The 12936-nt window shown below is 69.8% G+C and carries 7 protein-coding genes and 2 tRNA genes; 5 read left to right on the top strand and 4 right to left on the bottom strand.

The features are described from left to right. Positions 1 to 6: 6 nt before the first annotated feature. Positions 7 to 1599 carry an amidohydrolase gene (locus EPO52_RS02730; RefSeq protein WP_290801541.1) on the bottom strand — a complete coding sequence of 531 codons (1593 nt, stop codon included), beginning with the start codon at positions 1597 to 1599 and terminating at the stop codon, positions 7 to 9. Between the two features lie 148 nt (positions 1600 to 1747). On the opposite strand from EPO52_RS02730, the gene EPO52_RS02725 reads away from it, so the two are divergent. The 4 genes from EPO52_RS02725 (at position 1748) to EPO52_RS02710 (ending at position 8803) form a co-directional block, all read left to right on the top strand. Further along, complete coding sequence (locus EPO52_RS02725; RefSeq protein ID WP_290801539.1) at positions 1748 to 4675, top strand: UPF0182 family protein; 2928 nt, start codon at positions 1748 to 1750, stop codon at positions 4673 to 4675. 99 nt (positions 4676 to 4774) lie between these two features. Beyond that, positions 4775 to 4848, top strand: a tRNA-Met gene (locus EPO52_RS02720). A 203-nt stretch (positions 4849 to 5051) separates the two neighbouring features. Further along, on the top strand, positions 5052 to 7253 hold the full coding sequence (locus EPO52_RS02715; RefSeq protein ID WP_290801536.1) for a glycosyltransferase family 2 protein: 2202 nt from the start codon (positions 5052 to 5054) through the stop codon (positions 7251 to 7253). Then, positions 7250 to 8803, top strand: a complete 1554-nt coding sequence (locus EPO52_RS02710; RefSeq protein WP_290801533.1) for a carbohydrate-binding protein — start codon at positions 7250 to 7252, stop codon at positions 8801 to 8803. The genes EPO52_RS02715 and EPO52_RS02710 overlap by 4 nt, the downstream gene beginning before the upstream one ends. Here EPO52_RS02710 and EPO52_RS02705 read toward each other — a convergent pair. Then, complete coding sequence (locus EPO52_RS02705; RefSeq protein WP_290801531.1) at positions 8770 to 10932, bottom strand: hypothetical protein; 2163 nt, start codon at positions 10930 to 10932, stop codon at positions 8770 to 8772. The genes EPO52_RS02710 and EPO52_RS02705 overlap by 34 nt on opposite strands. A 3-nt stretch (positions 10933 to 10935) precedes the next feature. Further along, positions 10936 to 11577 (bottom strand): response regulator transcription factor, encoded by a 642-nt coding sequence (locus EPO52_RS02700; protein WP_290801528.1) that lies wholly within the window; start codon positions 11575 to 11577, stop codon positions 10936 to 10938. Between the two features lie 304 nt (positions 11578 to 11881). On the opposite strand from EPO52_RS02700, the gene EPO52_RS02695 reads away from it, so the two are divergent. Continuing rightward, positions 11882 to 11958 (top strand) — tRNA-Met (locus tag EPO52_RS02695). 48 nt (positions 11959 to 12006) lie between these two features. Here EPO52_RS02695 and EPO52_RS02690 read toward each other — a convergent pair. After that, positions 12007 to 12867 (bottom strand): NAD(P)H-binding protein, encoded by an 861-nt coding sequence (locus tag EPO52_RS02690; protein WP_290801525.1) that lies wholly within the window; start codon positions 12865 to 12867, stop codon positions 12007 to 12009. Positions 12868 to 12936: the final 69 nt, after the last annotated feature.

The raw sequence follows: 12936 nt of genomic DNA, 5'->3' as shown, positions 1-12936 counted from the left end.
GTCCCACTACCGCAGGCGGGCGCCCTCGATCCAGACGCCGCTCGGTGCGAGGCGCGCGAGCTCGGGCACCGCCAGGGTCGACGGGTCGACGGGCAGCGCCATCAGGTCAGCGCGCGCCCCCACCGTCAGGTCGCCCCAGAGGCTCTCCTCGAAGGCCTGGTAGGCGACCCCGCTCGTGTAGGCCTGGATCGCCTCCTCCAGGGTCAACCGCTCCGCAGGCACCCAGGACGCCGCCCACTCCCCGGGCACCTGCCGGCTGATCGCCACCGCGATCGCCGCCCAGGGCTCGAACGACGAGACCGGCCAGTCCGAACCGAAGGAGATCCTGGCGGTGCGGGCGAGCGTGGCGAACGGATACTGGGCGCGGCCCCGGCGTTCCCCGAGCCGAGGGAGCGTCAGCTCGGTCATCACGGAGTCGGCGCAGGCCCAGAGCGGCTGCACGTTCGCGACCACCCCGAGCCGGGCGAACCGCGGGATGTCCACCGGGTCGATCAGCTGGGCGTGAGCGATGACCGGGCGACGGTCGCGCGCGCCGTTCTGCCGCTCCGCGTACTCGACGGCGTCGAGCGCCGCCCGCACGCCCGCATCCCCGATCGCATGGATGTGCACCTGGAAGCCATGGCCATCGAACGCGCACACGGCACGGGCGAGCTCGCCGGCATCCCAGTTCGGCATGCCGCGGCTGTGCGCGCATCCGACGTACGGCTCGATGACCGCGCCCGTTCCCGCCTCGATCACGCCGTCGGCGAAGAACTTCACGGTGTGGCCGGTCACGCGGCCCGGTGCGCGGCGGCGCAGCTCTGCCCGGCCCGACCGCGCGGCGTCGAGATCACGCCGCCAGCTCGCGGGTGAGGCGAGGAAGGCGAGATTCGCGCGGATCGCGGCGCGACCCGTCTCGGCCGCGGTGGCCCACGCGCTCAGGGCATCCGGCTCGACCCAGGCGTCCTGCACCCAGGTGATGCCCGCCGCGGCCAGGCGCGTGGTGGCGGCCGATATCGCCTGAACCGATGTGGCCGCCGGGATCGGGGGCGCGGCCCGCTCCACCAGGCGCCAGGCACCCCACTCCCGCAGGGTGCCCACTGGCACGCGACTCCGGTCGCGCACGATCTCCCCATCGGGCGGCTCCTGGGTGTCGCGGTCGATCCCCGCCGCCTCCAGGGCACGCGTGTTGACCCAGGCGGTGTGGAAATCGGATGCGCGCAGCCACACCGGCCGGTCGGCGCACACCTCGTCGAGCCACTCCGCCAGGAACACGCCCTCCGGAGCGAGAGTCGGGTCGTATCCGTCGCCGCGCACCCAGGGCTCCAGCGGATGCTCCTCGGCCCAGGCGCGCACCCGCTCCTGCACCTCGCTGATCGAGGCCGCCCCCTGCAGATCCGCCAGCCACGTGTCGAGGCCGCCGTTCAACGGATGCGCGTGGCCGTCGCCGAAGGAGGGGAGGAGCACTCCGCCCTCGAGGTCGACCACCTCGTCCGCGGTGTTCGCCCGCTCCTCCGCGTCGTCGCCGAGCGCGGCGATGAGACCGCCCTCGACCGCCAGGGCCCGCGGTGCGGCGGCTCCGATCCCGATCGAGCCATTGCGGAACACGAGTACCGACATCCGTCCACCTTCCGATCCGCGTCGAGGTTATCCACCAGCGGGCTCACAGCCGCCCGTCCGTAGGATTGCGTTGTCTAAGATTGATGGACATCGCACAGCGTGGTGGACATCGACCCGCGAGCACCGCAGCACAAACGCAGAGGCACACGTGACTTCCCAAACAGCAGAGAAGCCCGCACGACGTTCGAGAGTCACTCTCGCGATCGCCATCGCGATCGTGGTCGTGCTCGCCATACTCTTCTTCGTCTTCTCCACTCTCTACACCGAGATCCTCTGGTACGACCAGCTCGGTTTCCTCAGCGTGCTCACCACGCAGTGGCTGGCCGGTGCGGTGATGTTCTTCATCGGCTTCTTCGCCATGGCCCTTCCCGTGTGGGCCTCCATCGAGATCGCCTTCCGCCGGCGACCCGTGTACGCGAAGCTCAACTCCCAGCTCGACCGCTACCAGCAGGTGATCGAGCCGCTCCGCCGCCTCGCCACCTTCGGGGTGCCCGCGGTGCTCGGCCTCTTCGCCGGTGTGGCCACGGCCTCGCGCTGGCAGCTCACGCTGCAGTACCTCAACCGCACCTCGTTCGGCCAGACCGACCCGCAGTTCAACCTCGACATCTCGTTCTACATCTACGATCTGCCGTTCTGGCAGGGGGTCGTGGGCTTCGCCTCGGCCGTGGTCATCGTCGCGGGTCTGGCGGGCATCGCCACGAGCTACCTCTACGGCGCCATCCGCTTCTCGCAGCGCGAGGTTCGCATCTCGAAGATCGCGCGCATCCAGATGGCCGTCACCGCGGCGCTCTACCTCCTGCTGCAGGCCGTGAGCATCTGGCTCGACCAGTACGCCACGCTCGCCAACAGCTCGGGCATCATCACGGGTGCGTCGTACTCCGATGTGAACGCCACCATCCCGGGCCTGCAGATCCTCGCGGGCATCGCGGCCATCGTGGCCGTGCTCTTCATCGTGGCGGCCGTCATCGGCCGCTGGCGCCTGCCCATCATCGGCACCGCGCTGCTCATCGTCAGCGCCCTCATCCTGGGTTCGCTCGCGCCCTGGGTCGTGCAGCGATTCCAGGTCGACCCGTCCGAGCGCACGCTCGAAGCCGAGTACATCCAGCGCAACATCGACATGACGCGGGATGCCTACGGGGTGGCCGACGTCGAGGAGACGCCCTACCAGGCCACCACCACGGCCGAGCCGGGTGCCCTGCGCAACGACGCCGCGACGACGGCGAACATCCGCATCCTCGACCCCGCGCTGGTCACGAAGTCGTTCCAGCAGCTGCAGCAGTTCCGGCAGTACTACCAGTTCCCCGACCACCTCGACGTCGACCGGTACACCATCGACGGCCAGGTTCAGGATGCGGTGGTCACCGTGCGAGACATCAACATCGACGCGCTCGGCTCCTCGGCCACCTGGTACAACCAGACCGTGGTCTACACCCACGGCTACGGCGTGGTCGCCGCCTACGGCAACCAGCGATCGGCCGACGGTCAGCCCGTGTTCCTCGAGTCGGGCATCCCCTCGGTGGGTTCGCTCGGCGACTTCGAGCCTCGCATCTACTTCGGCGAGAACTCGCCGCCGTACTCGATCGTGGGCGGGCCCGAGGGCTCCTCGAACATCGAGCTCGACTACCCGTCGGGCGAAGACGGCGCCTCCCAGACCTACACCACGTTCGAGGGCGACGGCGGGCCGAAGCTCGACAACGTGTTCAAGCGCCTCGTCTACGCGCTGAAGTTCCAGTCGGAGCAGATCTTCCTCTCCGATGCGGTGAACGACGACTCGCAGATCCTCTACGACCGCGACCCCGCGCAGCGCGTGTCGAAGGTCGCGCCGTACCTCACCATCGACTCCGACCCCTACCCCTCGGTGGTCGACGGCAGAGTGGTGTGGATCGTCGACGGCTACACCACGTCGTCGAACTACCCCTACTCGAAGGTGCAGTCGCTCAAGCAGACCATCGCCGACACCTACACGCCGGCCCCGGCGTACCCGGTCGACGACATCAACTACATCCGCAACTCGGTGAAGGCCACGGTCGACGCCTACGACGGTAAGGTCACGCTCTACGCGTGGGACGACCAAGACCCGATCCTGCAGACCTGGGAGAAGATCTACCCCGCCACGGTCAAGCCGATCAGCGAGATGAGCGGCGAGCTGATGAGCCACGTACGCTACCCGGCCGACCTCTTCAAGGTGCAGCGTTCCATCCTGGGCACCTACCACGTCACCGACTCCGGCTCGTTCTACTCGCAGGAAGACGCGTGGACCACGCCGAACGACCCCACCTCGTCGTCGACCAACCCCACGCTGCAGCCGCCCTACTACCTCACGCTGCAGATGCCGACGCAAGACAATCCGTCGTATTCGCTCTACTCGACGTTCATCCCGCTGTCGCAACAGGGCGAGTCGTCGCGCAACGTGCTCACCGGCTATCTCGCCGTCGACGCGAACGCGGGTGCGGATGCGGGGGAGAAGTCTGCCGACTACGGCAAGTTGAGACTGCTCACCCTGCCGAAGGACGACACGATACCCGGGCCCGGCCAGGTGCAGAACAGCTTCTCGTCCGACCCGTCGGTCTCGGCGGCGCTGAACATCCTGCGACAGGGTGAGAGCCAGGTGATCAGCGGTAACCTGCTGACCCTGCCGGTGGGCGGCGGTCTGCTCTACGTGCAGCCGGTCTATGTGCAATCGCGCGGTGAGACGAGCTTCCCGTTGCTGCAGCGCGTGCTCGTTTCGTTCGGTAACAAGATCGCGTTCGAGAGCACCCTCGACGGTGCACTCGACGCCCTGTTCGGCGGCGACTCCGGTGCCCAGGCCGGCGATGGCGGCGTGCAGCCGGTCGACAACGGCGGCACCACGGGCGGAACAGGAACGACCGATCCGGGAACCGGAACGGATACCGGCACCGGCTCAGGCACGGTTGTTCCCACCGGAGACCCGGCAGTGGTCGCGGCCCTCGCGGCGGCCCAGCAGGCCCTCACCGATCGCGACGCGGCCATGGCCTCGGGTGACTGGACCGCGTACGGCGAGGCCGACCAGCGTCTGAAGGATGCCATCGCTCAGGCGATCGCCGCTTCGAACTAACGGGTGCCGCCCGGCCGTCTCAGCGTGACGAGGCGACCGGGCGGTGTCGCCGTCGTGTGTTTCAGATGCCCGAACCCGTGATAGAGTAAATTCTTGTGCCGCGGGGTGGAGCAGTTCGGTAGCTCGCTGGGCTCATAACCCAGAGGTCGCAGGTTCAAATCCTGTCCCCGCAACAGAAAGTCCCGATCAGAATCTATTTCTGAAGGGCACGAGAATCCGGTTCAGTTTCAGCTGAACCGGATTTGCTCGTTAAGGGCTCAGCGAGAACCACCGATTCTGGTGGCTGTGGCGCCCGCGGCGACCGGCACCCTCAGGCCATTCTGGAGGCGAGCGCCCGATGCAGACCCGGGGGGAGCTCTGCCCGAAGGGAACCACCATGAGTGCGATCGACGATGAGACCACGACGCGGAGGCGGCCGCCCGCCGGCGACCGCGACGTGGCAGCGTCCCCACGCCGCCAGCGCGGAACCGACAGGAGCACGAGCCCTCAGCCGGCTCTGCATCCCGTGCCCTCGGCCTTCCGGATCGCCCGCGCCCGCCTGGCCCCCGCGCTCTGCGTGGTGGTCTGGCTGCTCTATGTGGTGACCATCGTCGTCACCCTCGCCCGTGGCGCTGCCCTGGCCGACGCCGGACAGTTGCTCACGACCATCGTTTTCCTCGTCTCGGTGACCTTCCTCACCCTCTCGGCGTGCATGTACCTGATCGCGCGCGCCGGAGCGCTCCCGCGGTTCGCCCAGCACCGCCGTGCCCGGCGCATCGCACTCGACGAGCAGTTCGCCGAGCGGCAGCCCGCCCTGGTGGCTCTCCTTCCCTCCCGGTCGGAGGATCCGGCGCTCGTGCGCATGTCGCTCTGGTCGGTGGCCCTGCAGGAGTACCCCGGTCTCCGGGTGGTGCTGTTGCTCGATGACGACCCGCATCCGTCCGACCCCGCGGATCAGCGCTCGCTCGAGGAGAGCCGGCGGCTGCCCGACGAGATCATGGCCGAGCTGCGCCCGGTGCGCACCCGCGTGGAGAGGGCTGCCGCATCCGTCGGCTCGAACGAGCTGGGCGCCGTCGAGGCGACCGAGATCGTGATGCGCGAACACGCCGCCGCCGCGCAGTGGCTGCGTGCTCGGGCCTCCATCGCACCCGACCGCACCCACGTGGACGCCTTCTTCCGCGATCAGGTGCTGCAGCGGCTCGCCGCCGACCTCGACGAGACGGCGTCGGCCCTGCACGAGGTGCTCGAGAAGGGGGAGGAACCGCTGACGGTGGCTCGCGCCCGGCAGGTCATGGCTCGACTCGTGAACATCTTCGGGGTCGAGATCGATGTGTTCGAGCGCAAGCTCCACCCCGAGCTCTCGCATGCCCCCAACAAGGCCATGAACCTCAACAGCTACCTCGGTCTGCTGGGCAGGTCGGTTCCGGATGCCGACTACGTGCTCACCCTCGACGCCGACTCGATGCTGCTGCCCGAGTACTGCCTCCGGCTCGTGCACGTGCTCGAGCAGCCCGAGAACTCGCGAGTTGCCGTGGCCCAGACGCCCTACTCGGCGTACCGTGGGGCGCCGAGCCGGCTCGAGCGCCTGGCCGGCGCCACCACCGATCTGCAGCACATCGTGCACCAGGGCCTCACCGCCTTCGACGCCACGTTCTGGGTGGGGGCGAACGCCATCCTGCGGCGCAGCGCGCTCGAGGACATCCGCCGGGAGAGCATCGAGGGCGGCCACCGCATCGTGCGCTTCATCTCCGATCGCACGGCGATCGAAGACACCGAGTCGAGTCTCGACATCGCGCTGCACGGCTGGTCGTTGTTCAACTACCCCGAACGTCTCAGCTACAGCGCCACGCCCCCCGACTTCGGATCCCTCGTCATCCAGCGCCGGCGCTGGGCGGATGGCGGGCTGCTCATCCTGCCGCGACTGCACGAGCTGATCGGGCGCCGCCGCCGCGGGGGCGACCCGATGGGCTGGGGGGAGCGGCTGCTCCGCCTCAACTATCTCGGCTCGATCACCTGGGTGACCCTCGGCCTCCTCGCCGTGCTCACCCTCTACCCCCTGAACGGTCAGCTCGTCACCCTGCTGCTGCTCCTGATCGCGGTACCGTACTTCATCGAGATGGCCTCCGACCTGCGCTATCTCGGGTACAGGCGCCGCGACATGATCGGCATCTACGGCCTCAACCTGCTGCTGCTCGCCGTGAACCTGGCCGGCTCGGTCGCCTCCGTGGTGCAGGCCCTCACCGGCCGCAAGGCCCGCTTCGTGCGCACGCCCAAGGTGAACACACGCACTCCCGCCCCCGCGCTCTACGTTCTGGCCCCGATCGCGATCGTGGCGGGTGCGACGGTGATCGCCGTGCGCGCGGGCTTCGACGGCGCCTGGGGCACCACGGCCTTCGCCGCCTTCACGGCCCTCGCTGCGGCGTGGGGGATCGCGCGGCTGCTCGGCCTCGGCCACGCCCTCGGCGATGTCTGGCTCGGCTGGCTGAACTGGATCTGGGTCGATGTGCCGGAGGCGGTGCAGCCGGCCGCGTCGCTCGCTCCGCGCTGGGCCGTCGTGCTCGACGACGGCCCGCTCGAAGGCCTGGGGGTCGCACGATGAGCCCCGTCTACGCCCGGGCATCGTCGCGGTTCGCCGGGCGGCGGCTCTCCGTGGGCCGGATCGCCGTGACCGTCGTCGGGGTGCTCGCCGTCGCGGGCTCCGTGGCTGCGGCGGCGGTGCTGCCCGCGGTGTCGGATGCGACATCCGGAGCGCCGACGGACGCCCGCTGGTTCGCGAGCTACTACGACGTCACGCTGGAATCCGGCGAGCAGCTGGCGCGAAGCCCGCTCGGCGACTCGGCAGGGGGCGGTGTGCTCGCCTTCGTGGTGGCGGCCGCCGATGACGACTGCACCCCCACCTGGGGCAAGGCGTACACGCTCGACGACTCCGCGAAGACGTTCGAGCTCGACCGGCGGGTGGAGCGGCTGAAGCAGGCCGGCGTGCCTCTGTCGGTCTCGTTCGGCGGAGTCATCAACACCGAGCTCGCCTCGGCCTGCAGCACGGTGCCCGCCCTCACCGACGCCTACCGCACCGTCATGGACCGCTACGGCATCGACGTGATGGACCTCGACATCGAAGGCGACATGCTCACCGATGAGGCCGCCCGCGAGCGCCGGGCCGAGGCCGTGGCCGCGCTGCAGCAGGAGCGCGTCGCCGACGGCGGCGCCCTCGACGTGTGGCTCACCCTCCCGGTCGCGCCGTCGGGCCTGACCGACGACGGTCTCGCCCAGGTCGAGGCGTTCCTCGACGCCGGGGTCGACCTGACCGGTGTCAACGCGATGACGATGAACTACGGCGCCGACGACGCGGTGAGCACATCGATGTCGACCCTCTCCATCGATGCGCTCACCGCGACCGCGTCGCAGTTGCAGGATCTCTGGGGCCGGCTCGGCCGCCCTCTGCCCGCGGGCGGGGTGTGGGCGATGATGGGCGCCACGCCCATGATCGGCGTCAACGATGTGAAGGGCGAGGTGTTCACCCTCGACGATGCGACCGCACTCAACGCGTTCGCCACCGAGAAGGGGATGGCGCGGTTGTCGATGTGGTCGCTGAACCGCGACCAGACCTGCGGGAGCAACTATCCGAACCTCGACCGGGTCTCGACCTCGTGCAGCGGCATCGAGCAGGCCGGGCAGAGCTTCGCCTCAGTCCTCGGCGAGGGGTACACCGGCACGCCCTCGGGCCGCCCTGCCCCCGACGAGGCCGACGCCGTCGAGATCGCCGACGACGCGGCCACGAGCCCCTACCCGATCTGGTCGTCTCAGACCTACTACTCGGCGGGGGTGAAGGTCGTGTGGCAGGGCTCCGTCTACGTCTCCAAGTGGTGGAACGAAGATGGCGCAGAGCCTGACGACCCGCGGCTCGACACCGCCGGATCGGCCTGGACCTATCTCGGACCCGTGCTGGCGAGCGACGTGCCCTTCTCCCTCCCGCAGCTGGCACCGGGCACGTACCCGGAATGGTCGCCGACGGCGCTCTACGACCAAGGCGACCGGGTGATGTACGAGGGCACGGGCTACGAGGCGCGCTGGTGGTCGCAGGGCAAGCAGCCCGATCGGTCGGTGCTCGACCACGACTACTCGCCGTGGAAGCTGCTCACCGCTCCCTGAGCGACACCGGTATCGGGAGCACTCAGCCCGAATTCGACGTGACGGCCGTCGACCGTCACGCTCGCGCATGTCTCCCGGCCGGGAGGCAGAAGCCTGCCCACGGCTCGGTCGCGGGCATCCGCGATCGACTCCGCCATCCACACGAGGATGTCGTCGGCGAGGTGCTCGGGCAGGCTGCCGGTGCTGTCGTCGAGCAGCACCACATCGACGCCGCGGTCGCGGGCGGCCGCGACCACCGACACGAGGGGTTCGCGGGCGAGCGCTCCCGCCCGGAGACCGTCACGCAGTTCGCCCTCCCACGCGGCGTACTCCCGGCGTTCCCCGACGGTGATCTCGCGACCGTCTGCGATGCGTTCGAGCAGGGGTACGACGGTGCGTCCGAGGTCTGCCACCCGCTCCGTGAGCTCGGACCGTGCTGCCCGCGTCCAGCTCTGCCGCTCTGCCGCCGCCACCGTCTCCCGGTGCAGCACCTCGATGCGACGTTGCATCCGCTCGACCACCACGAACAGGGCCGACCCGAGCGCGATCAGCACGACGAGCCGGCTCGTCACCTGCACGATCTCGCCCGGGGCGGCGCCCACGACGATTCCGGCCCCGATGAGCAGAGTCACGGTCGCTGCGCCGCAGATCAGGGCGGCCCGCACGCGGTGCCGCAGGGCGAGCGCCAGGAACACGAAGGCGAACGCCACGACGAACCACATCGCGCCGTAGCTGAACGGCAGGCTCAGCACGCCGGCGATGAGTCCGCCGAACGCGAGAGCGATCGCGGCGCCGGTTCGGCGGGGGGAGGGGACGCGCGTGGGCGACCGGCGCAGCACCTCCGCGGCCACGAGGGCCGTCGTGAGAAGGGCCGCGTTGATCGGCCACGAGCCCGGCACGGCGACGGAGACCATCACCGCGAAGGCGGTCTGGACCAGCACGTACACGACGGTGATCGCGGTGAGTCCGTGGCGGAGCGAATCGCGGTCTCCGGATGAATCGAGCTCGCGTTCCGGCTCGGCCGCGCAACTGAGGCGCACCGTGGTGCCACGCCCCGGAGCCGAGTCGATCTCCGCGCGGCCTCCCGGCACCCGCTCCATCCGGGCCCGGATGCTCTGCCGGATCCCGAGCCGGTCGTCGCCGATCGCGGCGGGGTCGAACCCCGGTCCGTCGTCGGCGATCTCCACCGTGATCGCCGCGCCGGCGACCTGCAATCGCACGGCGAGCGTGCTCCCCGGGGCGTGCAGCCGGCTGTTGCGGAGAGCCTGGCGGGCGGCACCGATGAGAGCATCCTGGCTCACGGCGGCCACCTCCGGCGTGGAGTCGACGCGCGCCTGGAATGCGGCGCCGTGTCGGCGGGCTTCGTCGGCCAAGGCCATCCGCAGCAGGGCGGGCTCGTGCGACTGCTCGCCGACGAGCTCCGACACCATCGACGATGCCTGGCGGGCCTGCTCCGCCAGGAGCTCGCGGGGGATGGGCAGGGTCGAGGCGGCGAGGTTCAGGGTGGCCAGCACCTCGTCGTGCACCAGCGCCGCCGCCCGGGTGCGGGCCGCGAGCCGGCCGCGCGCGGCCGAGTCGCGCTCGACCTCGGCGGTCATCGTGGCGGCGGCGGCATCCAGACCGCGGGCGACGGAGAGGATGTGACCGCCGAGCACGCAGATCACCGCGCCCGTCAGGAGGGCCTGGAGATCGTTGACGACGCCCGTGAGATCGAGACCGCCGTAGGCCGCCCGGAAGCCGAGTCCGGCGGCGACGCCGGCGATCACCGTCGCCCAGGCCAGGCGGCGGCCGCCGGCCACGAGGGCTGCCGCCGCGGCCGGGCCGGAGGCGGACAGCACCCAGGGGATGCGGTCGATGCCCTCGGGCGGAACGGCGATCGGGAAGGTGACCAGGGTGAGCCCGTAGGCCAGGGTGGCGAGGCCTGCCATGACGCGCACTGCGGCATCCGGAAGCCATCGTGCGGTCACGCCGCCGAGCACGGTGATGGCCGCGGCCGACCAGTTGAGCCACACCGCCCAGGCGGGATAGGGTGGCTGCCCGTCTTTGGCCACGAAGGCGAGGTGCACCAGGACGACGATGGTGACCAGGATCGCCGCGTCGATCAGGAAGATACGGCGGGCGGATCGTTCGCCGGCGCCGATGCCGTGCATGAGTCAGTCCCGACGGGGTGCCGGCACGAAGCCGTCTTCGATGCCGCGCTGGTAGAGCTCGACCTTGGTGCCCGCGGGGCGGCCGAGGCGGTGGTAGACCGAGCGGATGCGGCGCAGGTGGTCGTTGACCGTGTTCTCCGAGATGAACAGGCGTTCGGCCACGTCACGGGCGCCCAGACCTGAGGCGTAGAGGCCGAGCACTTCGCGTTCGCGGGCGCTCAGCGGTGCTCCGTCGAGCAGGGGGTCGGTGTCGAGGGCCGACGCCCACTCGGTGGTGGGCACGAGTTCGTGGCGGGCGGCGGCCTGCAGCGCGGCCACGAGCACCTCCTGCGGAGCCGACTTGCGCATGATGCCGAGCACCTCGGCGCGGGAGGCGGCGCGCACGAGGAACGGGTCTTCGCCGGAGGTCAGCACGAGAACATCCGCGCCCCAGTCGCGGATGCGTTGCACGTTGCTGCCCGGGTCGGTGCCGTCGCGCAGACTGAGGTCGAGCACCACCAGATCGGCGTCGCGCATCGGTCGCACCAGATCGGTGACGCTCGTCGCGTACCGGGCGAACTCGAGCCCGTCGGCGGCCTGGATCAGGTTCTGCACCGCGATCGCGACCAATTGATGATCGTCGACCACCGCCACTCTCGCTGACATCGGCCCGCCTTCCCCTGGTGCTCGCCGCCGTTCCCCGTTCTCAAAATAGCGGAGCGCGGGGTGTGCCGACGCATCCGGCGCGCGACTTCGATCCGCGCGCTGTCAAGGGCCTGCGGAAATCGGCCGATGGCGGTTGAGTCGGGTATGACGACTCCTCGCCCCGACAACACGCCCACCCCCGACGAGATCGACCCCGACGAGGGCACCGGTCCCGACGGCACGCCGGTCGAGAACCCCTCGGGATGACGTGCCGCGCCCGCCCGCGGCGAGCTGCCCCGGTCGATGGGGTAAGCTGATGGTACGCCGCGGGGTGGAGCAGTTCGGTAGCTCGCTGGGCTCATAACCCAGAGGTCGCAGGTTCAAATCCTGTCCCCGCAACCAGTAAGCAGAAGGCCCTGACGTGAAGTCAGGGCCTTCTGCCTTTCTCTGTCAGCTCACGTCGATGCCTTCCGGTATCGCCGCCTCGAGTGACGTCGTCGGTCGATCGAGGAGTTCGGTGAGCGAGGGATCGACGATCCCGAGATGACGTTGTCGTGATGCGAGGAAGATGCCGAGTGTCATCGTGACGGCGATCGCGGGTGCTCCCGTTGCCGCGAGGCCGGCCGCGAAGTCCTCGTCGCTGATCTGTTCGTGACGGATGACTCGGCCGAGGCTCCGCCGGCCCGCTTCGGCCAGCTCCGCCATGTCCATCGCCCGGCCGGCGGTCAGATTGATCGCGGGGAGGTCGATGGCCGGATCCAGGAGAAGTGCGGCGATTCCCGGTGCGAGATCCCGGTGCATCGTCCACGACACGGGGGCATCGGCGGGCACCCGGAGGACTCCGGACTCGGCGGCACTCCGCACGAGACGGAGCGGGGTGTCGGCGTAGAAGCCGTTTCGCAGGGCGGTGAAGGCGATCCCGCTGTCGCGGAGCATCACCTCCGTCGCGGCATGTGTCACTGCAGGAGGGAACGGCGACAGTGCGTCGGCGCCCACATGGCTGGTGTAGAACAGTCGACCCACTCCTGCATCGCGCGCAGCCGAGATGGCCACGCGATGGGCAGCGATGGCGGCCTCCCCGTGTCGGGGCGCCGAGACGAGCAGCACGCGGTCCGCTCCATCGAAGGAATGGCCGAGCGACGCCGGATCGTCGAAGTCTCCGCGGCGAACGCGAACTCCCGCCTCGGAGAAGCGGGCCAACTCCTCCGGCCGTGTCGTACTCGCACCGACCTCACTCGCGGGAAGGTGCTCGAGCAACTCGGTGAGGACTGCTCCTCCGAGGCGCCCGGTGGCTCCGCTGACGACGATCATGACAATCAACTCCTTGGTATCGACGCTAACTACTCCTGAGGGAATTCTGGTAGCGACGCTAACACACTC

Source organism: Herbiconiux sp. (assembly GCF_004297105.1).
Classification (GTDB): domain Bacteria; phylum Actinomycetota; class Actinomycetes; order Actinomycetales; family Microbacteriaceae; genus Herbiconiux.
Note: the sequence above shows the minus strand (reverse complement) of the source record. Positions and strands in the feature narration are given on the sequence as shown.

Coding starts and splice junctions, on each gene's coding strand:
- EPO52_RS02730 (WP_290801541.1), bottom strand. CDS start 1,599: ATGTCGGTACTCGTGTTCCGCAATGGCTCGATCGGGATCGGAGCCGCC.
- EPO52_RS02715 (WP_290801536.1), top strand. CDS start 5,052: ATGAGTGCGATCGACGATGAGACCACGACGCGGAGGCGGCCGCCCGCC.
- EPO52_RS02710 (WP_290801533.1), top strand. CDS start 7,250: ATGAGCCCCGTCTACGCCCGGGCATCGTCGCGGTTCGCCGGGCGGCGG.
- EPO52_RS02705 (WP_290801531.1), bottom strand. CDS start 10,932: ATGCACGGCATCGGCGCCGGCGAACGATCCGCCCGCCGTATCTTCCTG.
- EPO52_RS02700 (WP_290801528.1), bottom strand. CDS start 11,577: ATGTCAGCGAGAGTGGCGGTGGTCGACGATCATCAATTGGTCGCGATC.
- EPO52_RS02690 (WP_290801525.1), bottom strand. CDS start 12,867: ATGATCGTCGTCAGCGGAGCCACCGGGCGCCTCGGAGGAGCAGTCCTC.